General features: G+C 70.1%; 23 protein-coding genes and 2 tRNA genes. 4 read left to right on the forward strand and 21 right to left on the reverse strand.

What is annotated here, in order from left to right:
• Nucleotide 1 precedes the first annotated feature (1 nt).
• Nucleotides 2–1,588, reverse strand: a complete 1,587-nt coding sequence (locus tag B1H50_RS06995; protein WP_080463067.1) for a sodium-dependent transporter — start codon at nt 1,586–1,588, stop codon at nt 2–4.
• Nucleotides 1,589–2,046: 458 nt separating this feature from the next.
• On the opposite strand from B1H50_RS06995, the gene B1H50_RS07000 reads away from it, so the two are divergent.
• Nucleotides 2,047–2,319 carry a DUF1540 domain-containing protein gene (locus B1H50_RS07000; protein WP_080463068.1) on the forward strand — a complete coding sequence of 91 codons (273 nt, stop codon included), beginning with the start codon at nt 2,047–2,049 and terminating at the stop codon, nt 2,317–2,319.
• Between the two features lie 28 nt (nt 2,320–2,347).
• On the opposite strand, the gene B1H50_RS07005 is transcribed toward B1H50_RS07000, so the two are convergent.
• The 7 genes from B1H50_RS07005 to nadD all read right to left on the reverse strand — a co-directional run bounded on the left by B1H50_RS07005 (nt 2,348) and on the right by nadD (nt 7,560).
• A complete protein-coding gene (locus B1H50_RS07005; protein ID WP_080463069.1) occupies nt 2,348–3,250 on the reverse strand; it encodes a hypothetical protein in 903 nt (300 codons plus the stop codon).
• 353 nt (nt 3,251–3,603) lie between these two features.
• Nucleotides 3,604–3,676: transfer RNA gene (locus B1H50_RS07010), tRNA-Ala, on the reverse strand.
• 35 nt (nt 3,677–3,711) lie between these two features.
• A tRNA-Ala gene (locus B1H50_RS07015) sits at nt 3,712–3,784 on the reverse strand.
• 111 nt (nt 3,785–3,895) lie between these two features.
• Nucleotides 3,896–4,564, reverse strand: a complete 669-nt coding sequence (locus B1H50_RS07020) for a histidine phosphatase family protein (protein WP_080463070.1) — start codon at nt 4,562–4,564, stop codon at nt 3,896–3,898.
• Nucleotides 4,565–4,577: 13 nt separating this feature from the next.
• A complete protein-coding gene (gene rsfS, locus B1H50_RS07025; protein ID WP_080463071.1) occupies nt 4,578–4,982 on the reverse strand; it encodes a ribosome silencing factor in 405 nt (134 codons plus the stop codon).
• 78 nt (nt 4,983–5,060) lie between these two features.
• Nucleotides 5,061–6,884 (reverse strand): hypothetical protein, encoded by a 1,824-nt coding sequence (locus B1H50_RS07030; protein WP_080463072.1) that lies wholly within the window; start codon nt 6,882–6,884, stop codon nt 5,061–5,063.
• Nucleotides 6,865–7,560, reverse strand: coding sequence for a nicotinate-nucleotide adenylyltransferase (gene nadD, locus B1H50_RS07035; RefSeq protein ID WP_095532514.1), 696 nt, complete (start codon nt 7,558–7,560; stop codon nt 6,865–6,867). Before nadD ends, B1H50_RS07030 begins: the two co-directional genes overlap by 20 nt.
• Nucleotides 7,561–7,895: 335 nt before the next feature.
• Between nadD and B1H50_RS07040 the strand changes: the two genes are divergently transcribed.
• Nucleotides 7,896–8,672 carry a DeoR/GlpR family DNA-binding transcription regulator gene (locus B1H50_RS07040; RefSeq protein ID WP_080463074.1) on the forward strand — a complete coding sequence of 259 codons (777 nt, stop codon included), beginning with the start codon at nt 7,896–7,898 and terminating at the stop codon, nt 8,670–8,672.
• A gap of 6 nt (nt 8,673–8,678) precedes the next feature.
• Here the strand turns inward: B1H50_RS07040 and B1H50_RS07045 are convergent, their stop codons facing one another.
• A complete protein-coding gene (locus B1H50_RS07045; RefSeq protein ID WP_229657968.1) occupies nt 8,679–10,004 on the reverse strand; it encodes a glutamate-5-semialdehyde dehydrogenase in 1,326 nt (441 codons plus the stop codon).
• A 229-nt stretch (nt 10,005–10,233) separates the two neighbouring features.
• Between B1H50_RS07045 and B1H50_RS07050 the strand changes: the two genes are divergently transcribed.
• On the forward strand, nt 10,234–10,905 hold the full coding sequence (locus tag B1H50_RS07050; protein WP_080463075.1) for a hypothetical protein: 672 nt from the start codon (nt 10,234–10,236) through the stop codon (nt 10,903–10,905).
• Between the two features lie 12 nt (nt 10,906–10,917).
• Here B1H50_RS07050 and proB read toward each other — a convergent pair whose 3' ends face one another.
• The 12 genes from proB to B1H50_RS07110 all read right to left on the reverse strand — a co-directional run bounded on the left by proB (nt 10,918) and on the right by B1H50_RS07110 (nt 24,432).
• Entirely contained in the window at nt 10,918–12,048 is a 1,131-nt protein-coding gene (gene proB, locus B1H50_RS07055; protein ID WP_080463076.1) for a glutamate 5-kinase, read from the reverse strand.
• Nucleotides 12,045–13,655, reverse strand: coding sequence for a GTPase ObgE (gene obgE, locus B1H50_RS07060; protein ID WP_080463077.1), 1,611 nt, complete (start codon nt 13,653–13,655; stop codon nt 12,045–12,047). Before obgE ends, proB begins: the two co-directional genes overlap by 4 nt.
• A gap of 126 nt (nt 13,656–13,781) precedes the next feature.
• Nucleotides 13,782–14,039 (reverse strand): 50S ribosomal protein L27, encoded by a 258-nt coding sequence (rpmA, locus tag B1H50_RS07065; RefSeq protein ID WP_080463078.1) that lies wholly within the window; start codon nt 14,037–14,039, stop codon nt 13,782–13,784.
• A gap of 51 nt (nt 14,040–14,090) precedes the next feature.
• Nucleotides 14,091–14,411, reverse strand: coding sequence for a 50S ribosomal protein L21 (gene rplU, locus B1H50_RS07070; protein ID WP_080463079.1), 321 nt, complete (start codon nt 14,409–14,411; stop codon nt 14,091–14,093).
• 170 nt (nt 14,412–14,581) lie between these two features.
• The gene (locus B1H50_RS07075) at nt 14,582–15,307 is read right to left on the reverse strand and encodes a TlpA family protein disulfide reductase (protein WP_080463080.1); all 726 of its coding nucleotides are present in this window, start codon (nt 15,305–15,307) and stop codon (nt 14,582–14,584) included.
• Nucleotides 15,300–16,244, reverse strand: coding sequence for a c-type cytochrome biogenesis protein CcsB (gene ccsB, locus B1H50_RS07080; protein ID WP_080463081.1), 945 nt, complete (start codon nt 16,242–16,244; stop codon nt 15,300–15,302). Before ccsB ends, B1H50_RS07075 begins: the two co-directional genes overlap by 8 nt.
• Nucleotides 16,237–17,784: a cytochrome c biogenesis ResB family protein gene (locus B1H50_RS07085; protein WP_080463082.1), complete on the reverse strand. Its 1,548-nt coding sequence runs from the start codon at nt 17,782–17,784 to the stop codon at nt 16,237–16,239. Before B1H50_RS07085 ends, ccsB begins: the two co-directional genes overlap by 8 nt.
• Nucleotides 17,785–17,794: 10 nt before the next feature.
• Nucleotides 17,795–18,619, reverse strand: coding sequence for a cytochrome c biogenesis CcdA family protein (locus B1H50_RS07090; RefSeq protein ID WP_080463083.1), 825 nt, complete (start codon nt 18,617–18,619; stop codon nt 17,795–17,797).
• Nucleotides 18,616–19,545, reverse strand: a complete 930-nt coding sequence (locus B1H50_RS07095) for a tetratricopeptide repeat protein (RefSeq protein ID WP_080463084.1) — start codon at nt 19,543–19,545, stop codon at nt 18,616–18,618. Before B1H50_RS07095 ends, B1H50_RS07090 begins: the two co-directional genes overlap by 4 nt.
• Nucleotides 19,545–21,119, reverse strand: coding sequence for an ammonia-forming cytochrome c nitrite reductase subunit c552 (locus tag B1H50_RS07100; RefSeq protein ID WP_229657969.1), 1,575 nt, complete (start codon nt 21,117–21,119; stop codon nt 19,545–19,547). The genes B1H50_RS07095 and B1H50_RS07100 overlap by 1 nt, the downstream gene beginning before the upstream one ends.
• 13 nt (nt 21,120–21,132) lie before the next feature.
• Nucleotides 21,133–21,612, reverse strand: a complete 480-nt coding sequence (nrfH, locus tag B1H50_RS07105) for a cytochrome c nitrite reductase small subunit (RefSeq protein WP_080463085.1) — start codon at nt 21,610–21,612, stop codon at nt 21,133–21,135.
• Nucleotides 21,613–21,804: 192 nt separating this feature from the next.
• Nucleotides 21,805–24,432 (reverse strand): Rne/Rng family ribonuclease, encoded by a 2,628-nt coding sequence (locus tag B1H50_RS07110; RefSeq protein ID WP_080463086.1) that lies wholly within the window; start codon nt 24,430–24,432, stop codon nt 21,805–21,807.
• A 508-nt stretch (nt 24,433–24,940) separates the two neighbouring features.
• On the opposite strand from B1H50_RS07110, the gene B1H50_RS07115 reads away from it, so the two are divergent.
• Nucleotides 24,941–26,455, forward strand: a complete 1,515-nt coding sequence (locus tag B1H50_RS07115; protein ID WP_080463087.1) for a cytochrome ubiquinol oxidase subunit I — start codon at nt 24,941–24,943, stop codon at nt 26,453–26,455.
• Nucleotides 26,456–26,462: the final 7 nt, after the last annotated feature.

Consider the following 26,462-nt stretch of genomic DNA (forward strand, 5'->3'; position numbering starts at 1 on the left):
GTCAGTTCTCCTCCTCGGCAGCCGCCAGAGGGGCGTCCAAGTCGATGGGCGTGAAGTCATCCACGGGGGTGCGCCACCTGGTGAGCGAGAGCACGGCGACGATGATGGCGCCCAGGGCGAGCATCCCCCAGCCGAAGGCGCCGAGCATCGCGCCGGAGTAGCCCTCGTAGCCGTCCTGGACATAGGAGCGCACCGTCCGGAAGAGCATGTAGGCCAGGGCGAGCGGGGCGACGACGGCGATGAGGAAGCGCCACCAGGCGCCCACCGCACGGGTCTCGGAGACGAGGTTGAGGTGGCGCTGGAGCGGCTTGGCGCGGCGCAGCACCCAGGTGACGCCGATGCACGTGATGGTGGCCGAGCCGACCACGCCGATGTTGTTGATGAAGGCGTCGACGATATCGAGGTCGAACAGCCCCGAGGCAGTGCCGAACAACAGGAGCGAGAGCGCGGCCGAGGGCAGGCAGACCAGGAGGGTGGTGCGCGGGATGGACATGCCGGTCTTCTCGGAAACCCCGGGGACCACCACCTGGATGATGGAGATGAAGGAGGTCAGCCCCGCCATCGCGAAGGAGGCGAAGAAGAGCACACCGAAGATCGTGCCACCGGGCATCTGGGCGATGACCGTCGGGAAGGTGACGAAGGCCAGCGAGGGCCCGGAGATCTTGTCGATCTCTCCCACGGCGATGCCCTGGGCGTGGGCCATGAATCCGAGCGTCGAGAAGACCCCGATCCCCGCCAGCACCTCGAAGGAGGAGTTCGCGAACGCCGCCACAAGCCCCGTTCCCACGAGATTGGAGCGCGGCCGCAGGTAGGAGGCGTAGGTGAGCATGATGCCGAAGCCGATGGACAAGGAGAAGAAGATCTGCGCGAAGGCGGCCATCCACACCTTGAAATCGCCCAAGGAGGACCAGTCCGGGGAGAACAGGGCGTTGAGCCCGCCAGTGGCGCCGGGCAGGAGGATGGATCGCACCACGAGCGCGAGGAACATGACGACCAGCAGGGGCAGGAAGATCCTGTTGGCCTTCTCCACGCCGTTGCTCACGCCTCGCGAGATGGTGACGATGCCGAAGGCCCACACGATGACCAGCGGGATGATGACCCCGGTCATGGGAGCGATCGAGAATGAAGGCGCCGCATCGCCGAACCGGTCCGTGCCGACGTAGTTCGAGAAGAAGCCGGCGGCGTCATCGCCCCAGGCCAGGGTGACGGAGAAGACCGTGTAGCTGAGCGACCATGCCACCACCACGGCGTAGTAGGTCATGATGACGAAGCAGATGAAGACCTGCCACCAGCCGAGCCACTCGAAGCGCCTGCTCAGGCGGCGGAAGACCGCCGGGGCGCTGCCGCGAAGGCGGTGGCCCAGGGAGTAGTCGAGGAAGAGGACGGGGATTCCGACGAACAGCAGCGCGATGATGTAGGGGATCATGAAGGCGCCGCCGCCGTTGGAGTAGGCCACACCGGGGAAGCGCCAGATGTTGCCCAGCCCGATGGCCGAGCCGATCGCGGCGAAGAGGAAGCCGACCTGGCCGCTCCACTGCTCTCGCTCGGGTGCCCGCGCCGCTGGGGCGCCGTCGGTGCTGGACGACATGCTGTGCCTTCCTGGGGTAAGGCGCCGGAGCGGTGCCCAGCGCAGGGAATCGAGGATGCCGTGGGATCGCACGAAGCGCGCCCCGGGGCGAACCTCGGCACCGTAGCCCCGCGCGCACCACCGCCAGTGAGCGGTCCATCATCCGGGACGCAGGTCCCAGTGAGCGCCGGCCGACCGGTCGACTCAGAGATATTGCGCGCTTGCGAAAATACTGCAGCACAGGCTCACCTGTCCTTGTTTGGCAACGCCCGGAGGCGTCAACTCGCGCGGTTGGACAAGGCCTGAACGACCGGCGCGCCCACGCGGATCGACTCGGGATATGCCTGGAATTCCAACATTTTCCTGTTCCCTGGCGACACCTTGAGGGTCGCCTTCCTTGGAGTCGCCGGTGGAACTGAGTCACCTTATTCGCATCCGAGTCACCAGCGCCGCAAGGCGCCGTCCGAGAGGAGCCCATCATGGCCGCCGTCGCCCCCATCTCCACCTGCACGACCACCTCCTGCGCCTTCAACAACGGGGGCTGCACCGCCTTCGCGATCACCGTCGACGGCGCTGCGGTCTGCTCGACCTTCATCACCCTGGACGCCCGCGGCGGCCTGCCCGTCGCCGAGGGGCACGTGGGAGCCTGCCAGCGCCTGGAGTGCGCGCACAACATCGATCTCATGTGCACCGCTGATGGCGTGAGCATCGGCGGGGACACGGCCGCCTGCCTGTCCTACGAGGCCAACTGACGCCCGGCTCCCGCAGCGCGAGAGGGACTCATCCCAGTTGGAAGCGCGCGGGCAGCAGTTCATCGGCGAGCCTCCCCAGGGCCGGGGCAATCTCGGCCGGGGCGAGAGGCGCGCCGGGCAGGGCCACGAGCACGGTGCGGGTCTCGTCGGAGCCGACATGCATGAGCGTGACGCCCCAGGGATCGGCGTCGACGACGAGGACCCTCTCGATGAGGTTCCGAGCCATCCCGATGCTGGGCCGTCTCGAGCACAGCGAGCCCGGGGCCTCATCGGCGATGACGGCCTCGCACAGGGCGCGCAGGGATAGATCGCCGACGGATCGCACGGCCTCATGCGCGTCAAGGACCTCCAGGGGCGACCAGGCGGTCTGGGCAGCCATGGCCTCCTCATCACCCTGACCGGCGAGGTCCTCCACCATATGGCTGGAGACCCCTTCGGGGCCGTGGAGGATGACGCGACTGCCCTGGACCAGAGCGAGGCGCGCGCCGGGGGCGCGGGCGAGCTCGCTGACACGACCGAGGGGGTCCTCCCCCGTGATGGCGCAGTGGCACACGGGTGTGGCGCTCTCGGCGAGGACGGTCTCAACCCAGTTGGCGGGGACCCAGCGGAGGGTGCCCAGGACATGGGCACTGGCGGCGGTGACGCGGATGCCGGGCTCGGAGGCGTCCAGGACGATGTCGAGACGGACATCGACGAGGCGGTCATCCGGGACGTCGGCCAGGGGTGTGCCGGGCTGGGGGCGGATGGCGATGAGGATGAGGCCTTCGACGTCGAGCGCGTGGGCGACGTAGGCACCGGCCCCGGACGGGTCGAGCCGGTAGGCGCTCACGGCGGCGCTTCCAGCGCCCGCGAGGAGCCTGCGGGCCGTGCGGCGCGCGCGCTCGTCGATCCCTGGCACCCCAGTGCTCTGGTGCTCATGGGCAGGACTCATGCCGTCTCCTTCATCAGGCGATCGGGCGGGGCGCCCCCAGGCGCCCTCACGCCACAGGTGAGGCTACCCTCAGAGGGTGGGGGTATGTCGAGCCCGCGGGCGGATGAAGGGGGCGCGGAGGCGCAGGAGCGGACAGCACCCGGCACGAGAGTTGCGATGGTGCGCGATCGGCCCGGGAAGCGAGGTTCGAGCCGCGAAAAACGGAACCGGTTTCGAGGTGCTTCTCAACCGGTCTCAGTGCAGGCGATCCGCTCACTTGAAGCGGCTCGAGCTCTGGGCACTGCGCAAGCTCGTTCACCCAGGCCCGAACCAAGACCATCAACGATGGCGGGGGCGGACCTTGTGCGAGGGGGTGGAGCTAGGGGGATTCGAACCCCCGACCTCTTCCATGCCATGGAAGCGCGCTACCAACTGCGCCATAGCCCCGAAGGGACATCCGCCCGGCTGAGCCGATCGGATCGTGGAGCTAGGGGGATTCGAACCCCCGACCTCTTCCATGCCATGGAAGCGCGCTACCAACTGCGCCATAGCCCCTCACGGGAGCCACCCGCCGGGCGACGCGGACAACTCTATGGACTCGCAGGCCCCTGGGGCAAATCCGCCGCGCGTGTGCTGGCTCACCGAACCGCGCGGAGACGCGGGATGTCAGGGCAGCAGTGCCGTCGGCTCGGCGCCGTCGTTCCAGTCCTGGAGCTCCCATCCGGGCAGGCGGTGGGAGGAGCGCAGCCTCGCCCAGTGGGCGTTGTCCAGGCCCCGCAGTCCGAACCAGCTGGAGGCGTCCATGCCGAGCAGCGCCGTCGTTCCCTGGGTGATGGCCGATCCGTGCGCGACGATGACGAGCGGCCCCTGCCCCACGGTGTCCGCGAGGCCCCTGACGGCCTCGCTGAAGCGTCGACCCACGGCGCGACGGGGCTCCACATCGACCCCCTGGGGGTCCTGGCCGGTGCGCCACACGGCATAGGCATCGGGCCAGCCCGTCCTGATCTCCTCGGCTGTGAGTCCCTCCCAACGCCCGAAGTCGCGCTCGGCGAGGCCGGAATGCGTGGTCACCTCAACCGCGAGGCGTGCGGCCAGGGCCTGCGCCGTGGCGCGGGCCCTGGCCAGTGGCGAGGAGACGATCCGGCACGCGTACGTCCACCCGGCTCCCAGCTCGCGCGCGCCGATGAGGGAGCGCAGAACGTCCTCGAGTCGCTCGGCGCCGGCCTCGGCCTGGGCCCTGCCGGTGGCGTTGAGGGGGATGTCGACCCGGCCTTGGACACGGCCCCCCACGTTGTAGTCGGTCTGCCCGTGGCGCCAGAGGATGACGTCGGTCATGATGGTTCCGGGGTCAGTCACCGGCCTCGGAGGCCCCAGCCGCCTGGGCGGCCTCGGCGAGCACCGAGGGTAGGCCGATGACGGGACAGTCCTTCCAGAGGCGCTCCAGCGCGTAGTACTCCCGGTCCTCGGCCTGCTGGACGTGGATCATGATCTCGTCGTAGTCCAGGAGCACCCAATGGGCCTCCTCGATGCCCTCGCGCATCCGGCGCTTGGCGCCCGCGCGCGTCATAGCCTCCTCGACGGCATCGACGATCGCCCGCACCTGCCGGTCATTGCCGCCGGAGAGCACGAGGAAGACGTCGGTGAGCGCCAGGCGCTCGGAGACGTCGATCGCGATGATCTCCTCCGCCTTCTTCTCTGCGGCCGCACGTGCGGCGGCGATGGTCAATTCGACGGCGCGTTCGGTCGCGGCCATGGGGCTCCTTCCGGAGGGGGCTGATTGGCATTGGCCTGATCGACCACGCGATGGCCCAGCGGCCAGCGCCCGGTCAGGTCAGGTCAGGAGGGGAGTCCAGTCGAGCGCCGCCTCGGCGTTGACGGAGGACCCCCCGACCTGCGACATGATGACCCAGATGATGATCAGGACGACAGCCGCGAGGACGAAGGCGAGGAGGATGGCCAGTGTCCGGCGGCTGGCCGGTGATCCCGAGGAATCCTTGCCCACGCGCGTCACGTCCTCCCATGAATCGGTGGAGGGCTGGACTCCGAGGGAGGCGCGGCCGGCCTGGGGCTCAGCCACGGCGGGCGCCGCTGGAGCGGCAGGCTCGTTGTAGCCGGCGTAGGAGCCATAGGGCGATGGAACCACATAACCGAGGTCTTCCGCCGGATCGTCCCTGAGGTCCGCGGGCGCCCTGGTCACCACGGTGTCGGCGGGAGCGGGGGCCTCGTCCTCGAGCGGGGCCTCGTCCCCGGAGCGCAGGGCGCGCCATTGCGGGGAGTCGATCCCATCGAAGTCCTCATCGACGGGCTGGACAGAACCGAGTTTACCGGTGCTGGCGTTCATCGTGCGAACGCCCTGCGCAGCTGCTGGGATGCGCACGATCGGCCGACGGATCGCGCTGGGGGCCGAGGGCTCCGCCGTCGTGCTGCCGGACCGGGAGGCAGGGCCGTTACTCTCCTCCGGTACCGGTGAGGCCTCGGCCTGCGGGGCTCCGAGCGCGGAGCCGTCTCTCGCGGCCGTCCGCCAGGTGGGCTCGTACCCCCGGTCGCCCTGAGGGGGCTGCCAGCCGCGCTGCGGCTGGGGCGACGTGGGCTGCTGGGTGGTGGCCGGGGAGTCGGCCTGCGCGCCCCGCTCCATGAGCGAGCGCCGTAAGGGGGCGGCCGACGGGCTCTGCGGGTCAGGGCCACCCGTGCCCGGCCCTCCTGAGGTCGACGCCGATGGGGCGCCGCCATCGGCGGAGCGCGGGCCGTCCTGAGCGAGCGGGAGGTCGGATGAGGGGAGGACCCCGGTCTCGAACCCGGAGATCTCGACGACCTGGTCGGCGCTCAGCGAGGAAGCGGAGCCGATCTGCTGCTCGCGCCCCGCCTGCCCGTCCCGGGCGCGCGGGAGCGCATGGGAGGCGGGTGCCGACGCAGCGGGGCCGGAAGCCTCACTGGCCTCGCCCCGAGGACGAGGCGTCGAATCAGCCGACCCGCTCACGGCGGCCGAGGATGTGCCGGGAGGGGCGACCTGGGGGCTGGCATACCAGGCGCGCACCCATGGGAGCTCGGCGACCTCGGGGGAACCGTCGCGTCCGGCCGCAGGCTCCTGCGCCCGCGGCCCCGCCGCGCGGCTCGGGTGCTCGTTGGCCGGCGCCGAGTGCCCGGATGAGGAGACGTCGCGGCCCGCAGGCGGCGCGGAACTGTACTGCCAGGAGTCGACCGCCGCCGAGGAGGTCGCCCTCACCTCGGGGGCCGCGGGCTCGGCGACGACGCCGCCACCGGGGGTCGCGACGGGTTCATCAGGGTGCCCGGAGCCGGATACACGCCCGACGCCTGGCGACCCCTCCGAGGCCGAGTAGTCGTGGGACCTGTCCGCGGCCTCGGCCGAGGAGGTGGCGGAAGACGAGGAGATCGTGATGTTGTGCTCGTCGGCCAGCGGGTCCTGGAGGGCCCGGGCCTGCTCGATGGTGATCTCGCCCGCCGCGACCGCGGCGCGCAGCGCCTCGGCCTCCTCACGCAGGCGCTTCATCTCCCGCCTGGTCAGGAGGGGCTGCTGGCCGGTGAGGATCGCCTCGCGCTCCGCCTCGCGCTCCGCCTGCCGGATGGACCGTCGGCTGCTGTGATCGGGGTCGCTTTTCGAATCGGATGTCGTGGCGTCAGTGGGCTCCGGGCTCACCGTCGTTCTCCTTCCTGAGCGACTGCTCTCGCGCGACGCGTGCGGTCATCGACGTCGTCGATGACGCCCGCCCGGCCCTACGGTAGAGGCCGTACTTGCGAATGTACTGAACCACCCCGTCGGGCACGAGGTACCACACGGGCCCCCCGTCGCTCACTCGCTCACGGCAGTCCGTTGATGAGATGCTCATCGCGGGGACCTCCATGAGGGAGACCCTGTCCTCAGGCAGGCCCATATCCGTCAGAACGTGGCCCGGCCGGGTCACGCCCACGAGTTGGGCGAGCTCAAAGATCTCTTCGTTGTCCTTCCATGTCAGGATCTGCGCGAGTGCGTCGGCTCCGGTGATGAAGTAGAGCGCGGCGCCAGGGTATTTCGCGGCGATGTCATGCAGGGTGTCGATCGTGTACGTGGTGCCACCGCGGTCGATATCGACCCGGGACACGGTGAAGCGCGGGTTCGAGGCGGTGGCGATGACCGTCATGAGGTAGCGGTGCTCCGCGGGAGAGACTCGGCGGTCCTTCTTGAAGGGCTGCGTTGCCGTCGGGACGAAGATCACCTCATCGAGGTCGAAGGCGTGCTGGACCTCGCTCGCCGCCACCAGGTGCCCGTGGTGAATGGGATCGAAGGTGCCGCCCATGATGCCGATGCGCAACTGGCGCGGCGCTCCTTGCGCCACGCCCGCCTCACCAGCACTCTTGGGCACGAATACTCCTCCGGTCGGTCCCGCGCGTACACCCGGGATGCCCCCATCCTGCCATGACGCGCACAATTCGGGGGCCTTGCCACACGCCGCCAGTGCGTCTCGTGGGATTCCCCTCAAGCCTTGAGCCGCGTGGCTCCCGCGTGCTGAGCGTCTCGAAGTGCCATCATTTGCCGTATTCCTAACCTGAGACAACTCCTGGGCTGGCTCCATGCGGTCGCAGTACAGCGCCGCCTCGACCAGCCGCCGGAGGCATCCCCGGCCGGGCCCGCGCGGCCCGCCGGGGCCTGACGAGACGAGGAGGGACCCTCATGTCCAGGCATGAACGACTCTCAGCGATCCTGGGAATCATCGTCGAGGAGGGCGGAGTCCGTATCGATGACATCGTCTCGCGCCTCGGCGTCTCAGCGGCCACCGCGCGGCGCGATCTCGACCTGCTCGCGAATCAGCAGCTCCTCACCCGAACGCGCGGCGGAGCCTCGGCCAACCCGACCTCCGCGCAGCTCCCTCTTCGCTACCGCAACTCCCGGATGGCCGATGAGAAGACCAGGATCGCCCGCGCGGCGGCGGCCATGGTCTCCGCCGGCGACACCATCGGCCTCAATGGCGGGACAACGACGACGGAGGTGGCTCGCGAGATCGCCCTCGTGGAGGACGCAGCCGACCCCAACCATCCGGTCACCGTGGTGACCAACGCGGTGAACATCGCCTCCGAGCTCACCGTGCGCCAGGGCGTGCGCGTGGTGGTCACCGGCGGCGTGGCACGGGCGCGCTCCTACGAGCTCACCGGCCCACTGTCCGAGCTCATCCTCCCCCAGATCACCATCGGCACACTGTTCCTCGGCGTCGAGGGGATCGACGCCCTGGGCGCCTACGCGCAGCACGAGGGCGAGGCGGCGGTCGGCGCCGCGTTCGTGCGCTGCGCGCGCAGGATCGTCATCGTCACCGATCATACGAAGCTGGGCACGACCGCCTTCGCGCTGATCTGCCGGGCCGATCGCATCGACGCGCTGCTCACCGACTCCGGCGCGCCCCCCGAGCAGCTCGGGCCACTGCGGCAGGCAGGCATCGAGGTCATCACCGTGTGAGACGGCTCATGGCCTCACGTGCCCATCGCCCTCCACCACCCAGGTGGTCGTCGTCAGCTCCACCAGGCCCATGGGGCCGCGGGCGTGGAGCTTCTGGGTTGAGATCCCGAGCTCGGCGCCCAGGCCCAGCTGGCCGCCGTCGGTGAATCTGGTGGAGGCGTTGACCATGATGGCCGCCGAGTCCATGCCGGCGATGAAGCGGTTGATGACCGCGACGTCCTGGGCGAGGACCGCCTCGGTGTGACCGGTGGTGTAGCGGCGGATGTGGCTGATCGCCGCCGCGAGGTCGTCGACGACCCGCACGGCCAGGTCCAGCGAGCCGTACTCGGTGCCCCAGTCCTCCTCGACCGCCGCAACGAGGTAGCGCTCAACGCCCTCCCCAGCGGCGGGATCGGCGAGAATGGCGCGGGAGGCCTCGTCGGCGTGAAGGGTGGTTCCGCGCTCCCAGAGGGCCCGGGCGGCGGCGGGGAGGTACTCCTGGGCGACGTCCTGGTGAACGAGCAGGGTCTCGGCGGCGTTGCACACCCCGACGCGCTGGGTCTTGGCGTTGACGACGATGCCCACAGCCGCCGCGAGGTCGGCACTGGCGTCGACGTACACGTGGCAGTTGCCCGAGCCGGTCTCGATGACCGGGACGGAGGAGTTCTCGACGACGGCGCGGATGAGCCCGGCACCGCCTCTGGGCACGAGCACGTCGATGAGGCCGCGGGCGCGCATGAGGGCCTGCGCGCCCTCACGCCCGGCGGGATCGACGGTGGTCACGAGATCCGCGGGCAGCCCCCGATCGGCGAGGGAGGCCCGGAGCGCGGCGACGATCGCGGCGTTGCTCCGCCCGGCGGCACTGCCGCCGCGCAGGACGACGGCGTTGCCCGACTTCACGGCGAGCGCGGCCGCATCGACGGTGACATTGGGGCGGGCCTCGTAGATCATGCCGACGACGCCCATGGGGACGCGGAGCCTGCGCGCCCGCAGCCCATTGGGCATGGTGGAGCCGTCGACGACCTGGCCCACGGGGTCGGGCAGAGCGGCGATCTCCTCCACGGAGGCGGCGATCCGCTCGATCCGGGCCTCGTCGAGGGCCAAGCGGTCGACGAGCCCCTCCTTCATGCCGGCCTCGCGGGCGGCGGCCAGGTCCTCCTCGTTGGCCCCGCGGATGCTCCCGCTCCGGGCGCGCAGGGCGGAGGCCATGGCGAGCAGGGCGGCGTCCTTGACCGCCCGTGTCGCCCCGGCGAACTCGCACTGGGCCGCCCGCGCCGCGAGGGCCGTCTCGCGGACGAGGACCTCGGCGTGGGCCGCGATGGTGCTGGATCGGGCGGACCGCGTCGTCATCATGAGACCAGTCTACGTTCCTCGGCAAGGTGCCCGAGTGGACGGGGCGGTCGAGGGCGCCGAGGAGCGGGCCCGGGCGATACACGCCCTGGGCGCAATCCCCTCATCGCGGTAGACTGCCGCGACGCCTGGTCACGTAGGGCATCTGCGGCGTCTTTCCGGCGTTCCAGCCCGCACCGTCGGCACCACTCGGTGCGATGGAAGAAGCATCAGTCCCCTGAGGAGTCAACGCATGAGACCCCGCAGCCGCGCGCCGCTCCGCGCCGTGGCGCTCGCGATCCTCGCGCCGCTGGCTGCCTGCCAGAGCACGCCGTCCGATGACGGGCGCCCCGGCGGGGCGCCGGGATCCCCGGAGCCGACGATCGTCGTCCCCCCGGGCGCCGCTGGTGGTGGTCCCGTCCTCGAGCCCGACCGGGCCACGGGCGCCGGCCACGCGCCGACGTCGATTCAGCCGGAGACGACCTCGACCGCGGTGAGCACCAGCGCGGGCCCCGATGACTCCACGACCCGCTCCTCCTCCACCCAGCAGGCTTCACCGATGCCCTCCACCCGGGCCACGGAGAACCGCGCGTCGACCGAGGCCTCGATGAGCTCGGAGAAGGGCGCCCTGGAGTCCGCGCTCAGCGGCGCCACCTTCACAATCTCCCAGGCCTCCGCGCCCGAGTGCGTCGGGCTCGAGGCCACGTTCAACGCCGACCACACCTATGTCGGATCCGCCGTCACCAGCGCGCCGGCGTCCTGCCTGCCCGAGTACGACGGCTGGGAGATCGGCCAGGACTCGCACGGCTACACGATCACGAACCGCGATGGGAGCCTCTTCGTGGCGCGCTCCATCACCCGCTCGGCCGATGGCTCCATCGTCCTGGAGCGCTCCGAAGGGACCCTCACTCTGATCCCGAAGTGACTCAGCGGTGATTCAGCTCGCCAGGCGCGGGAGTTCGGCGAGGTCGTCGCGGTGCACGACGGGCACGAGGTGGTCGGGCATCGGCGCCCCACTGCCGCGGGCGTCGAGAACCTCCTCGATCTCGGTCGAGGCGTAGCGGCAGATCCCGCGGGCCACAGGGCCCCTGGGCCCGATGACCTCGATGACGGAGCCGGACTCGAACTCGCCGTTGACCCCCACCACGCCGGGCAGGAGGAGGGACTTCTTGCCCACGGTGAGGGCGTCGGCCGCCCCGGCGTCGATGAGCACGCGTCCCTCGACCCGGGAGGCGTGGGCCATCCACAACCGCCGACTGGGCCGGTGGGGGCCGGTCGGCTCGAACCAGGTGCCGAGGTCGGTCGGCACTCCCCCGGGCCCGAGCAGGCGAGCGGCGTCGTCCGCCGAGGCGATGATCGTGGCGGTCCCGGAAGCGCAGGCGATCGTGGCGGCCTGGGCCTTCGTGCGCATCCCACCGGTGCCCAGGGCCGATCCCGAGCCGGTGACATCGACGTCCTCCAGGCTCCTGCCTCCGGGCACGTAGCGGATGGGGGCGGCGCCGGGCGTGCCGGGGCGGGCGGTCCACATGCCGTCCACGTCCGTGAGGAGGATGAGGACGTCCGCCGTCACCAGGTGGGCGACGAGCGCGGCCAGGTGGTCGTTGTCCCCCAGGTTGAACTCCGTCGTGGCCACGGCGTCGTTCTCGTTGATGATCGGCACCGTGCCCAGGTCGAGCAGTGTGTCGAAGGTGGTGCGAACAGTCCGGTAGTGGCTGCGCACGGCCACATCCTGCGCGGTGAGGAGCACTTGGGCGATGACCACCCCGTAGTTGCTCATCGCCGCCTGCCAGCGGGCCATGAGGCGCCCCTGGCCCACGGAGGCCGCCGCCGCGAGCATGCTGAGGTCGTCCGGGCGGTGCTCGATCCCCAACGGGGGCAGGCCCGCCGCGACCGCGCCGGAGGACACGAGCACGACATCGTGGCCGCGCTGCCTCATACCCGCCACGAGCCTGGCGAGCACATCGATGCGGTTGAGGTCGAGCCCGCCGTCATCGCGGGTCAGCGAGGAGGATCCCACTTTGATGACGACACGGGATCCCTCGGGCAAGGCTGCGGGGCGCGCGCTCACGACTCCGCCCCGTCATCATCGTCGCCGCCCCCGCGGGACCAGGAGGAGGCGTCGGTCCAGATGCCCTCGGCGGCCTCGTCCCGCAGCTCCTGGCGGGCGGCCTCCTTGGCGTCCATGCGCTCGTGATAACGCATGCGGCGCTCGGCGTTGGTGCGCCGGTGGTAGTTCTCGACGCGCGTGTCCGTCCCCCGCGCCCCGAGGAGCTCGGCACCGGTGGTCATCGTGGGCTCCCAGGTGAACAGGACACCGCCGTCGACCGCGCCGATGAGCACAGCGTCCCCGGCGCGCGCGCCGGCCTTGACGAGCAGGTCCTCGACTCCCCCGGTGGCGAGCCGGTCGGCGAGGTAGCCGATCGCCTCGTTGTTGGAGAAGTCGGTCTGGAGGATCCAGCGCTCGGGCTTCTCCCCCCGCACCTGGTAGACGCGCCCCTCGGTGGGGTGGTTGATAGGCCGGACGACGGCGATGTCCTCCTTGCCGCGCCGTCCAACGGCGGCCGGCCGGACGACGGGGCGGGCGGCCTCGCGCTGCTGGGCGAGCCCGGCCGCGGATGCGGGCTGGGCCGCTCTGGCGGCGCGCACGCGCTCGGCCAGGGCGAAGGAGAGCTCGCGCAGACCGGTGTGGGCCACGGCGGAGATCGTGAAGACCTGCAGCCCACGGGCGGCGATGTCGTCAGTGACGAACTCGGCGAGCTCGGCGGCGTCGGGGACGTCGGCCTTGTTGAGCACGACGACGCGCGGCCGCTCCATCAGCGGCACGCGGCCGGTCAGGAGCGGGTCGTTGTCATCGCCGAGGCGCTCGGAGTAGGCGGCCAGCTCGGCCTCGATGGTCTCCAAGTCACTCAGAGGGTCGCGACCGGGCTCCGCAGTGGCGCAGTCCAGGACGTGCACGATGACGGCGCAGCGCTCAATATGGCGGAGGAACTCCAGGCCCAGCCCCTTGCCCTCGCTGGCGCCGGGGATGAGGCCGGGGACATCGGCGATCGTGTAGCGGGTCAGGCCGGCCTCGACGACGCCGAGGTTGGGGACGAGGGTGGTGAAGGGGTAGTCGGCGATCTTGGGGCGGGCCGCGCTCATGGCGGCGATGAGTGAGGACTTACCGGCGCTGGGGTAGCCGACGAGCGCGACGTCAGCGATGGTCTTGAGCTCCAGGGTGATGTCGCGGACCTGGCCGGGCTCACCCAGGAGGTGGAAGCCGGGGGCGCGGCGCTTGGAGGAGGCCAGGGAGAAGTTGCCGCGCCCGCCAGTGCCGCCCTGGGCGACGACGACGCGGGCGTCCGCTCCCACGAGGTCGGCGAGGACCCTCCCCTCGTCGTCCTTGACCACCGTGCCCTCGGGCACGGGCAGGACGACGTCCTTGCCGTCGACGCCGCGGCGCCAGTCGCCCATGCCCGGAGTGCCCTTCCCGGCGCTGCGGTGCGAGGAGCGGTGATAGCTGAGCAGGGTGGTGGTCCGGGGGTCGACGGCGAGGATGACGTCGCCGCCGTGGCCGCCATCGCCGCCGTCGGGGCCGGCCAGCGGCTTGAACTTCTCCCGGTGGATGGAGGTGCAGCCATCACCGCCGTCGCCCCCGGCGACGTGGAGGACCACTCGGTCGATGAAGCTGGGCATGGTCTCTCCTCATGGATGGGTCGGGATGGTTGGGACTGGGACGGGCACCGCGACCCGGCCCTGGGAACAGCGCGAGGGCGGACGGCCGAAGCCGTTCGCCCTCGCGAGAGTCCGGGTGCGCGAGGCTCAGGCCTCGGGGAGCACGACGTTGACGACCCGGCGGCCGCGGTGGGTGCCGAACTGGACGTTGCCGGCCGCGGTGGCGAAAAGCGTGTCGTCGTTGCCGCGGCCCACGTTGTTGCCGGGGTGGAAGTGGGTGCCGCGCTGGCGGACGATGATCTCGCCGGCCTTGACGAACTGGCCGCCGTAGCGCTTCACGCCGAGGCGCTGGGCGTTCGAGTCACGGCCGTTGCGGGAGGAACCAAGACCCTTCTTATGTGCCATCTCAGGCTTCTCTCTCTCTTGACTGGTGCGATTCTTCGGTGGCGCCGGGCGTCACTTGATCGCAGTGACCTTGACGGCCGTGAGCTGGGCGCGGTGACCCTGGCGCTTGCGGAAGCCGGTCTTGTTCTTGAACTTGAGGATGTTGATCTTGGGGCCCTTCTCGTCGCCGACGATCTCGGCCTTGACGGAGGACGTGGCAAGGTCAGCGGCGGAGGCGGTCACCTTGTCGCCATCCACCAGCATGACGGGGGCGAGGGTGACCTCGTCGCCGATCTCACCGGCGAGCTTGTCGACAACCACGACGTCGCCGACGGAGACCTTCTCCTGACGGCCACCAGCCTTGACGATCGCGTAGACCACGGGAATGCTCATCTCTTCCGATTCTGCGGAGCGCCTCCGGTGGGCCTGACCGGCCCGCACCGGGAGGGCGCTCTCCTGGGCAAACGGTGCGACACGCACCGGCTGACTACTTTAGGTGAAATGCTCCCGGGGCTCCAAGCCCGGGGCTGCGGCGCGCCTGTGTTCTTCGGCACGGGCGGCCCTCACGGGCCGGGCTGGCCGATGAGGGGCCGCACCTGCGCACGCATCTGGTCCGGGGACATCGCGCCGACCCGTGTGGCCGCTATCGTGCCGTCAGCGCCGATGAACCAGTGGGCGGGGATCCCGTAAACGCCATAGGCCGAGGAGATCGCGTCCTCGGTGTCCACAACGGTGGTGTAGGTCAGTCCCAGGCGCTGGACGTAGTCGGCGACAGTCTGGGGGCTGTCCTGGACGTGGACGGCGATGATCGTCAGCTGATCCCCGTACTCCTGGGAGATCGCCTGGACGTCGGGGGCCTCGGTGCGGCACTCGGTGCACCAGGTGGCGCCGAAGAGCAGCCACACGGGCCTGCCCCGCAGATCGGTCAGGTCCACCGGGGCGCCGTTGATGTCCGTGGCGCTGAAGGCGGGGGCTTCCTGACCCACCTGGGGGGCGGCGCCGCTGGGAGCGTCCGTCGACAGCATCGTCACCCCGCCGCCGCCCTGGCCGGAGGCCGAGGCGACGGGGCCCTCAGTGCGCCACGAGCCCGTCAACCACACGCCGCCCAGGATGAGCGCCGTGGACACGGCCAGCACGAGGCCGTTGCTCACCCACACCGGGATATGGCGGCCCGTCCGGGAGCCGCCCTTGGGGCCGTCGCCCTTGCCGGCGCGCGCCGTCGAGCGCGCGGGGCTCGCCCCGTACTCGTCCAGGAGGGCCTCGTCATCCCTCTCCTCACGATCAGCCATAGGAGTGCAGCCCTCCGAAGAAGTGGTTCCCGAAGTACGCGAAGAGCACCGCGGCGAACCCGAGGATGAGGAGCCAGGCACTGCGCGATCCCTGCCAGCCCCTGGTCACCCGGGCATGCAGGTAGGCGCCGTAGACGAGCCAGGTCACGAGGGCGGCGGTCTCCTTGGGATCCCATCCCCAGTAGCGCCCCCACGCGGTGTTCGCCCAGACGGCGCCCAGCACGGTCATCATGGTCAGCAGCGGGAAGGTGGCGGTGGCGGCCTTGTAGCCGACGTCGTCGAGGACCTCGAGCGAGGGCAGCGACCGGAACCTCTTGAGGCGGGGGTGGAGGAGGTAGAGGACCGCCGCCGCGAAGGACACGCAAGCCGCCCCGTAGGCGAGCACCGCGAAGAACACGTGGAGGGTCAGCATGAGGGAGTTGCGCAGAGCCGGGACGAGCGGCGTGATCGCCTTGTCCTGGCTGTCGGCGTAGATGAGCAGGGCGATGACCACCGGGAGGACCACGATGGACAGCCAGCGCACGCGGTAGCGGAACTCGGCGATGAGGTACATGAGCAGGATGCCGAAGGTGAAGGACACCGCGAACTCATGCTGGTTGGCGAAGGGGCTGTACCCGGTGGCGCTGGCGCGCAGGGCCAGGTAGGCGGTGATGAGGGCCAGGGCGATGGCGGTGAAGCCGGTGGCGTACAGCGCCAGCCCCCTGGGCAGGTCGGGGCGCGAGGCGCGTGCCCAATGGGCCGAGTGGCTCGCCCGGCCCCCCACTGCACCGCCGACGGCCTTGCCGCCGTGAGCCCCGCCCGGGCCCGCCGGGGCCGGGACGGCCTGAGCTCGGGCTCCGCGCCCTGTGAGGACGACGGCGTCGCAGACGACGGCCAGGACGAGGATCGCCATGGCCGAGGTCAAGAGAAACTGGCCGATGCTGAGAACGTTATTCATGGTCGCTGGGCTCCTTCTCCTTGCTCTCCTTGGCAGTGGTGGCGGGATCAGGGTCCTCGGGGTCGTCCTGGGACCCGACGGCGGCCTCGATCCGCCCGACGAGCGCGGCGAACATGCGCTCGAAGGTGATGTCGAGGCGCGAGACCGATCCGAGGCGGATGACGCTGCCCGTTCCCTCCTCGCCGGATTCCACGCGCGCCCATAGGCGCCGATAGGGCATGAGGAAGGTGATCGACATGCCGATCATCAGCAGCGCCGAGGCGGCCCACATGATCGGGGTGCCCGGATCCCGCCGGAGCGTGAGCCCCGTGTACTGGCGCTCCCGTTCGAAGGTGACGGTGAGGTCCTCGAGCTGAGCGGCGGTTCCGGCCGCGGCCGCCTGCTCGGACTGCGGGTCGGTGTGCCCGTCGGGGGCCAGGCCGACGATGGCGGTTCCCGGCGCGATCCGGGACATCGCCTGCCCGGAGGCGGGCAGGAAGACGTAGACGACCCTTCCATCGGGCAGGTCGACACGCCCATAGACCTCGGTCTTCCGCGGGGTCTGCCACTGGAGGGGGACGCTGCGCTGGGCCAGAACGGTCCCGGCGGCGTCGACGATGGTGATATCCGCGGATGTGCCGTAGGAGGCCTGATGGAGCCTATAGCCGTCGATGGACATCGGCGAGTTGACCCGTACCTCCTGGCGGGCGATCTCCTCATCGCCGCGAAGGATGCTCAGGTCGGACATGTAGTCCATGGGCCGCCCGGTGTCGGTATAGGAATCGGTGAAAGAGTTGGCGCGCACGCTCAGCCCCGTGCCATGGCCGATCTCGATGCTGGAACCGACGGGAACGGTCAAGTCCTCCTCGATGCCCCAGGTGGAGGAGACAACGAAGGCGCCCAGGATGAGAACGAAGGCCGCGTGCGCCAGTACGGTGCCGATGCCCGAGCGCGCGTTGCGGTCGGCGTAGAGGCAGTGCTCGGGGTCACGGTCATCCGGGATGACCCGCCAGCGGGCCTTGCGCAGCACCTCCCGGGTCGCCTCCAGCGACGCCGGGACACCATCGGGGCTGGGGACGCGCGCGCGGTAGCGGGCCTTGTCGAAGAACCGGGGGGCGACATGCACCCGGGGCTCCCTCACGCGCTTGACCAGCTCGGGGATGCGGTGGGCCGTGCAGGCGATGATGCTCAGGGCCAGTAGCGAGACCACCACGTAGAAGCCGACGGAGGTGAAGACGTGGAAGAAGCCCAGAGCGTCGAAGGCCGTCGTCAACCGCCCCAGGGCGGGACGCCTGGCGTTGAGGAAGGACTCCTTGGCCCATGGGTCGGCCAGGAGCTCCTTCGTGGCCTGCGGCAGGAGCGAGCCGATGAAAGCGTAGAGGGCGAACAGGAGAATGACTATCAGGCCGAGCGTCTTGGAGTAGAAGAGCCGGTAGAGCCAAAGGAACAGCTCGACCACCGGCACGTCCCTCTCCCCGCCGCTGATGTCGGGGGCGGTGACCTCGGCGGCCGAGTCAGGCCCTCCAGCGCCTGGAGCGGCCTTGGGCGCCTTGTCTGTCATGGAGTCCTCCTCATAGTGGGGTGCTCACGAAGCCGGAGAGCGGGGCCAGCAGATCCATGGTCATCAGCGCCCCGACGGCGATGAGCAGAACTCCCGAGGCGATCCGGATGGCGCGGCCATGGGCGCGCAGCCACGCTGTTCTGGCCGCCGCGCGGTCAATGCCCAGGGCCAGGACGATCACCGGCGCGCCGAGCCCGGCGCAGAACACGACCATGAGCGCAAACCCCTGCCAGGCAGAAGCCGCTTGGGAGGCGAGCGCGATGATCGCACCGAGCACCGGACCGATGCAGGGCGACCATCCCAGGGCGAAGCCGATGCCCATGAGCAGCGAGCTGAGAGGGGTCGCTCCCCCGCCCGGGCGGCCGGCATCACCGAGCCCACCGCCGAGAGCTCGGTCCAGTGCCCTGATCCGCAGCAGTCCAACGGTGTGCAGGCCCATCACGATGAGAAGGGCGCCGCCCACGAGGCGCAGTGCCCGGCGGTGCGGGCCCAGGGCGACGGCACCGGACACGATGAGCGCCCACAGCCCCACGAACACGACGGAGAAGCCGAGCACGAAGGCAGTGGCGTTGAGCACGACGCGCGGCGGGGCGGGGCGCGCGACCCCGTCGACTGCCGGGGCCCCAAGGGGGATGGCCGCGCCGCCGCCCTTCACCTGCCCGAGGTCGCCTCTGGTGAGCACTGGGGCGCGGCGCAGCGAGGGGATATCCGCCGCAGCGGCGCCTCCGCGCCCAGCGAGATGGGCGAGGAGTGCGGGCACCAGGGGCAGAAAGCAGGGCGAGGCGAAGGCCATGAGACCCGCCAGGAGCGCGACGGGAACGGACACGGATGTCATCGGGGAGCCGCCTCGGCAGTGGCGCTCGCGCTTCCCGTGGGGGCGGCGGACGCTCCCTGGGGTCCGACCGCGTCGCCCTGCGAGCCCAGGTTAGCCATATGCGAGCGCGCCTTGCCGGCCATCTCCGAGTCAGGGGCGAGGGCGATGACCTTCTGCCAGGCGGCCCGGGCGGCGTCCTCGTCCGGCGGGTTGGTGCTCATGCGGATGAAGCCGAGGTAATACCAGGCCTCCACCTTGGCCGGATCCTCATCGGTGACGCCGGTGAGGGTCTCGATCGCCCGGTCGTAGTCACCGAGACCGGCGTAGGCCCGCCCGAGCCGGATCCTCAGATCGAGATTCGCAGGATCGGCCTCGATCTGCGACTGGATGGTGGAGACCTCCGCCGCCCACTGCTCGGTGCCCGGCTTGGAAGCATCGCCCTGCGCGCCGGCGCTGGCCATGGTGCCCCCGTGGGGAGAGCCGGAGGAGACTCCCCCCACATTGCTGTACCAGATCGCGACGGCGATGCCGAGAATGACGGCGGCGACGAGCGCGATGCGCTCCGCACTCGACAACGGCGCACGCCGCCTCGACCTTGAGCCGGCCGGCCCCCGGTGCTCGTCCTCACCCCGCTTGGCGCGGCGCGAGGCGAGCTTGGAGCCGATGAGATCGTCGTCGTCCTCAAGGCCGGCGTAGAAGGCCTCGGACTCGTCCTGCTCCTCCGACTCGGCGGCGTCGGCGCTGCCGGCGCCGCCCCCCGATCCCTTGGCCCCGTCTTTGGCGGTCTCCTCGGCGCTCCCGAATCCGGCGGCCCGTCCCCCCGCCCGCAGGAGCTCCTGACGCTCCTGCGGGCTCAGCTCATCGAGCAGCTCGCGGACTCGCCTGAGGCGGTCGTCATCCGGCACTGGGGCATCGCCCCGCGCGCCGCTGCCCTCAGCGCCCGCCATCAGTGGCCGCTGCCTTGGGAGGCGCCGGTCGCCGCCTTGTCCGAGGGGTAGTGCTCGGCATTGGCGGTCGAGACGTCCGAGGCCTTGAGCTCCTCGGCGGTCTTGCCCGTCAGGGCCAGGCGGCCGTTCTGCGCGGCGTTCTCCGCCTGGTTGATGATCCGCTGCTCGTAGTCCGGGGCGTGGAAGCCATAGGAATTCTCGGAGTAGACGTAATCGAGGTAGAAGCTTGCCTTGCGCTGGTACTGCTGGGCCAGGGCGACCTGCTCGGGCGAGGTGCCATTGGTCTTGGCCGCTTCCAGGTCGGAGATGAGACCGACCAGGGCGTCAAAGGCGCGGTCGCGCGAGGAGATGAAGTTCGCCTGGATCGTGCGCACCCGCTTCTCGATGACGCCGTCGCCGGTCTTGTGGCAGGTGCCGCAGGAGGCGTTGACATCCACCATCGGCGTGGTGACATGGTGGTTGGAGACCTTGCCGGCGCCCACGCGCTTGTAGTTCATGTGGCAGTCGGCGCATCCAACGCCGTTGGCGGCGTGGACCGAGTTGGACCAGATGTCGAACTCGGGGTGCTGGGCCTTGAGCATGGGCGCCCCGGTCTTCTCGTGAGTCCAGTCGGTGAAGCCCTGCTCCTCGTAGTAGGAGTAGATGTTGTCGATGTCGATCCCCTTGTCCCAGGGGAAGGTCAGGACCTTGTTGTCCCCCTTGAAGTAGTACTCCACGTGGCACTGGGCGCACACGTACGTGCGCATCTCCTGCGGGGTGGCGTCCTTGTTGACCTCGAAGTCGTTCACGCCCTGGCTGGCCTTGAGGGCCTTGATGGCGCGCATGAAGGACGGGCGGGTGACCCGCAGCTCCATGGTCTTGGGGTCGTGGCAGTCGATGCAGGCCACCGGGTGCGACACCGAGCCATCGGCGAGGACCTCGGAGAGCTTCATCGTGCCAGTGGCCTCGAAGCCCGCTTCCCGATCGCCGTTGCCGAGCTTGTCATAGAGGGCGGGCGCCGAGACATGGCAGTTCGCGCAGGTGCCGGGCTGTTGGTCCTTGGCGTTGCGCAGCGTGTACTGCTGGTCGATCGTGGCGTACTCGTGACCGCGGGCGTGCCGGTAGTCCACGGCGAAGGCGTATCCGGACCACATCTCGATCAGTCGGGGGTCCTCCTCCAGCTTCTGGGACTTGACCTCGCTGCGGGGGTCCCCCTCCACCGAGTGCGGCACCATCGTGCCCGCGTGCTCGGCGGGGGTGAACTCCGCCGTCTTCTTGTAGTCCGCGTACTGGATGGGGTAGTTCTGGCCCCAGGTGGCGGGGTCGTAAGAGGTCTCATCGAGCTCCACGACGTTGTAGAAGGCGCGCGAGCCCTCGACCTGGTGGTCGTTGATGCTCATGAGCAGCATGGTCACGACGAAGGTCGCCCCTGCGACCAGTGCCATGAACAGCACCATGAACACGGGGCCCCCGAAGAAGGAGCGCTTGGGCCGCGCCGTGACCTCGCCGGGACCCTCATCCCTGGCTGGGCTCGTGGCGCTGTTGCGGTCAACCTCCGCTGCGGGCCCCTCGGGACTCTCGTCGGCGGTGTCCATGGCCTGATCCTCTCTACTCATGGCCGATCCCGGAATGGCAGCGAACGCAGTCGTAGACCTCGTTGCGATTGAGCGCCCCGTGGCGCATGTCGTCGGTCACGTCGGCATGGCAGTTCACGCAGGCCTCGTTGGCGACGTCCATGTTGACGTCGCGGATGACGATGTTCTCGGGGTAGTCGCCGGTGGTGAACTTCAAGCCGTGGAGGAAGCCGTCCTCCGCCTTCACCCAGTACTTATGAACGACATTGTCATGCGGCAGGTGGCAGTCACCGCAGGTGGCGCTGCGGCGGTGGTGACCCGCCTGCCAGGACTTGTACTGGTCCTCCATCACATGGCAGTTGACGCAGGCCCGCGGGTCATTACTGAGATAGGAGAACCCCTTGGCGTACACGAAGGTGTAGGCCATCAGCCCAACGAGGAGGCCGAGTGCGAATGCCACGACCCAGCGCAGGATCGCGGTGATCCCGATCCTCCTGCCGGTGGCCGCCGCCATGACCCCTCCCCACGATTCTGTGCGCAGTGCAGGGGGACCATCCCCCCGTTTGATGGCATTGCGTCATCACGTCCAATGCTACGGGGATCTTCGCGGATCCGCCGTCGCAATGAGGGGATTGGATCAGTCGTTCTCCGCACCGAGTCCAGCAATACGCCCAGAAGTGGGACGTTAGCCCCGCCCCAGCTCCGATCAGTCGCCGTCCGTCGCCGGGGAGGGGTCCTGCGACTGCTCGTGCACCTGCTCAGTGGCAGCGGCGATCTGAGCCACGGCCCCACGGACGGCAGCGCGCGCAGCCTCGTCATCGCCGGCGCCCTCGGCCCGATCGGAGCGGTTGGAGTCGGTCCTGCCCGAGGCGCGGTCGGAGGACTTCGTCGAGCTCTCCTTGCCCTTGCGCCCCTTGCGGCCCGACGAGCGGGAACCCGAGGCGGACATGTCCGCCTGCTGATTCTCGACAGGGCTCTCGTGGACGATGAAGCCCCGGCCCCCGCAGCAGTCGCAGGGCGTGGAGAAGGCCTCAACCAGTCCCTGGCCGACGCGCTTGCGCGTCATCTGCACCAGGCCGAGGGAGGTGACCTCAGTGACCTGGTGACGGGTGCGGTCCCGGCCCAGGCACTCCACGAGGCGGCGCAGGACGAGATCGCGGTTGGACTCCAGGACCATGTCGACGAAGTCGATGACGACCATGCCACCGATGTCCCGCAGGCGCAGCTGGCGCACGATCTCCTCGGCCGCCTCGAGGTTGTTGCGGGTCACCGTCTCCTCCAGGGTGCCGCCGGCGCCGGTGTAGCGGCCGGTGTTGACGTCGATGACGGTCATGGCCTCCGTCCGGTCGATGACGAGAGTGCCGCCGCTGGGCAGCCAGACCTTGCGATCGAAGCCCTTGGCGAGCTGCTCGTCGATGCGATGAGCGGTGAACACGTCCTCCGGCTCAACCCAGTGCTGGAGACGATCGGCGAGATCGGGGCTGAGCTCGGTGACGTACTCGGAGATGGTGCGCCAGGCATCCGGTCCCGCCACGACGAGCTGACGGAAGTCCTCATTGAAGACATCGCGCACGACCCTCAGCGCGAGCTCCGGCTCGCCCTTGAGGAGGACCGGGGCCTTCCCCGAGCCGCCCAGGACGGCCTTGGCGCGCTTATCGATCGAGGCCCACTGGTCCGCGAGGCGCTTGACATCCGCGGCGAGCTGTTCCTCCGAGGCGCCCTCAGCGGCGGTTCTCACGATGACGCCGGCGGAGTCGGGGACGACCCGCTTGAGGATCTTCTTCAGGCGCGCCCGCTCGGTGTCGGGCAGCTTGCGCGAGATACCGGTCATCGTGCCGCCCGGCACGAGCACGAGATAGCGGCCGGCCAGGGCGATCTGACTCGTCAGGCGCGCCCCCTTGTGACCAATGGGGTCCTTGGTGACCTGGACGAGAACGGTATCCCCGCTGGAGAGGGCGTCCTCGATCCGGCGGGGCCTTCCCTCCATGCCCGCAGCATCCCAGTTCACCTCACCGGCGTAGAGAACCGCGTTGCGGCCCTTGCCGAGGTCAACGAAGGCGGCCTCCATCGAGGGCAGGACGTTCTGCACGCGGCCGATGTAGATATTGCCAACCATCGAGGCCTGCGTGTGGCGAGCGACATAGTGCTCGACGAGCAGGCCGTCCTCCAGCACCGCGATCTGATTGAGCCCGTCCTGCTCGCGAACGATCATGCGGCGATCGACGCTCTCGCGGCGGGCGAGGAACTCCGCCTCGGTGACGATCGGGCGCCGGCGGCCAGCAGCGCGCCCCTCCCGGCGCCGCTGGCGCTTGGCCTCCAGGCGCGTGGAGCCCTTGAGGGCGGTGACCTCATCGCGAATGTCCTTGCCCCTGCCCTCCCCGGCCTCGCGATCGGAGCGGGTGCGCGAGCGGCGACGCCGACGACGGCGCGAGGAGCCGCCGTCCTCCTCGCCCTCGGCGCCGTCGGGGTCCTCCGCTCCCTCCACCGGCGCGCCCACGGCCCGGCCGTCGGGCTCGGCATCGCCAGCGTCCTCGGCGGCGGAGGCGTCGTCGCTAGAGCCGTCCTCGGCGGACTGCCCGCGGGGACGTCGCCCCCGACCCCCGCGGCGGCGCTTGCGCCTGCCCTGGCCCGACTCGGCATCCGAGGCGTCATCGGCGACATCCGACTCGTTCGCACCGTCGGAGGACTCGGCGGTCTCATCCTCGGCGGAGAATGGGGCGTCCTGGGATTCATGGGACTCAGGAGCGTCGGCCTCCGAGAGGGCATCCGCGGTCTTCTTCTTGCGCGAGCGGCGCCGAGCCGGCGCGGCCTCTTCCACGTGCTCGGGCGCGGCAACCGGGGCCGTCGCCTTGCGACGGCGGCGCCCCTTCCCCGCAGGCGCGGCGGCGCTCTCAGGAGCGGCGTCGGCGCCCTGTGGACCGAGTGCCTCGGAGTCATCATCTGAGCTGCGACCACGGCCGCGCGCGGAAGCGACGGGCTGGCCGGCGGCGGGCGCCTCCTGCGGAGTCGTCGTCGCCGAAGAGGCCCGGCGACGGCGCCTGGCGCGGGCGGGATCGGGCGCTTGGAAGAGGAGGGAGGCCACGGGCAGCATGGGCTGAGCGTCCTGCGAGGCCTCCTCGGGCGCGCCCTCGGGACTCTCGGGCTCATCGGCCGCAGAGGTGCGCAGGGGACTCCTCCCCGCCCGGGGCTCGGGCGCGGCCTCAGGGGCCGCAGCGGCAGCGGTGGCCTTGTGGCGGCGCCGGGGAGGCGTGGCGGGAGTCTCCTTCGGCTCGGCGGCGCTCATGGGCTCGACGGCCTCGGTCGCGGCTTCGGTGGTCTTCTTGGCTCGTGGCATCGTGATGCACTCTCCGGATGCCCGCGCGCCACCCGTACTCGCGGCGCCGGGGCGCTGTCAGCTCCCCTGGGAGGAGCAGAGAAAGTCTGCGTCTGCGCCGTGAGGCGCCGGCTCGCCATGGCACCCGCTCGGCGCTGGAGTGCGGCGGCGCGCGATGCGGCGCAAGTCTCCACTGCCGGGGTAGCCGACGAGGCTCGGACTCCGGCCGCCTGTACGAGGGCGCTCGAAGCCGGGTCAGAGTATTCCACACCCCCGGGCGCCCGATGGCGCGGCCGGGCCGATCACGCCCGAGGCATAGCGCACGTCGGCGCCCCGGGGCGCACCCGGCCCGAGGCGCGGCGGGGCCGGTCCACCGGATGCGATTGCGATACGAGGTCCCGCGCGCCAACGAAATCGTGACACAACGTCAGTCCGTGCCCTACACTCGCATCAGCCCCAGACCCTATACATCGCCACCATCCACAATGGTGTCCCCTATTTCCGTTCACCCCTTCCGAAAGGTGCGATCATGACTCTCGCGCCGATGGCGCTGGACTCCCTCGACCTGGCTCGATGGCAGTTCGGCATCACCACGGTCTACCACTTCATCCTGGTTCCCCTGACGATCGGCCTGTCGCCACTCGTGGCGCTCATGGAGACCCTCTACCTGCGCACCGGCAACGAGCAGTGGAGGGTCGCCACCAAGTTCTTCGGCAAGATCCTGCTCATCAACTTCGCCCTGGGGGTGGCCACCGGCATCGTCCAGGAGTTCCAGTTCGGCATGAACTGGTCGGAGTACTCGCGATTCGTCGGCAACATCTTCGGCGCCCCCCTGGCCTTCGAGGCGCTGCTGGCCTTCTTCATGGAGTCGACCTTCCTGGGCCTGTGGATCTTCGGATGGGACCGCCTGTCCCCCAAGCTGCACAACCTGTGCATGTGGATGGTGGCCCTGGGCACCAACGTCTCGGCTTTCTTTATCCTGGCGGCCAACTCCTGGATGCAGAACCCCGTCGGCGCCGTCCTCAACCCGCAGACCGGGCGCGCCGAGCTCGACGGCGTCGACGGATTCCTCAAGGTGCTGAGCAACCCACTGCTGTGGACCACCCTGGCCCACACCATCTCCGCCGCCTTCCTCGTGGCGGGAGCCGTCATCCTGGGCGTGGCCGCGTGGTGGATGACCCGCGCCGTCCGCGCCGGGCAGGACTTCGAGGCCCGGCAGCTGTGGCGACGCCTCACCCGCTTCGGAGCGATCACCATGATCATCTCCGGCCTGCTGTGCACGGCCTCGGGCCACGCCCAGGGCCAGATCATCGCCGAGGTCCAGCCCGCCAAGATGGCCGCCGCCGAGATGCTGTGCGAGACCCAGGAGGGCGCGGGATTCACCGTCGCGACCTTCGGCTCGTGCGCCGATGGCACGGCCTCGCACATCCTGACGATCCCCAACATCTACTCCTTCATGGCCACCAACGACCCGCACGCCGAGGTCATGGGCCTCAACGACGCCCAGACCATGTACGAGCAGAGGTTCGGCCCGGGCGACTACACCCCCGACGAGATGATCACCTTCTGGACCTTCCGCCTCATGATCGGGCTCGGAATGATCTCCATGGCCATCGGAGCCCTCGCGCTGTGGCTGACCCGACGCGACCGGCTCATCGGCAGCCCGGCCCTGGGCAAGGCGGCCCTGTGGACGATGTGGCTGCCCTTCATCGCCTCCTCCTTCGGCTGGATCTTCACGGAGATGGGCCGCCAGCCCTGGGTCATCGCCCCCAACCTCGCCGACCCGGTCTCCCAGATCTACATGCGAACCGCCGACGGGGTCTCCACCGTGGTCTCCTCGGGAACCGTCCTGGCCTCCATGGTGATCTTCACCCTCCTATACGCGGGCCTGGGAGTCATCTGGTTCTACCTGCTGCGCCGCTACATCCGCGAGGGCGTGCGCACCCCGGTCGATCCGGTGAACGCCCCCAGAGCCAAGGCCTCCGGGCCGAGTGGATCCACGAAGACCGCGGACGCTCCCGCCCTGCTGTCCTTCGAGTACTGAGCCGGGA

It is taken from the genome of Actinomyces gaoshouyii (genome assembly GCF_002072175.1).
Taxonomy (GTDB): Bacteria; Actinomycetota; Actinomycetes; order Actinomycetales; family Actinomycetaceae; genus Actinomyces; species Actinomyces gaoshouyii.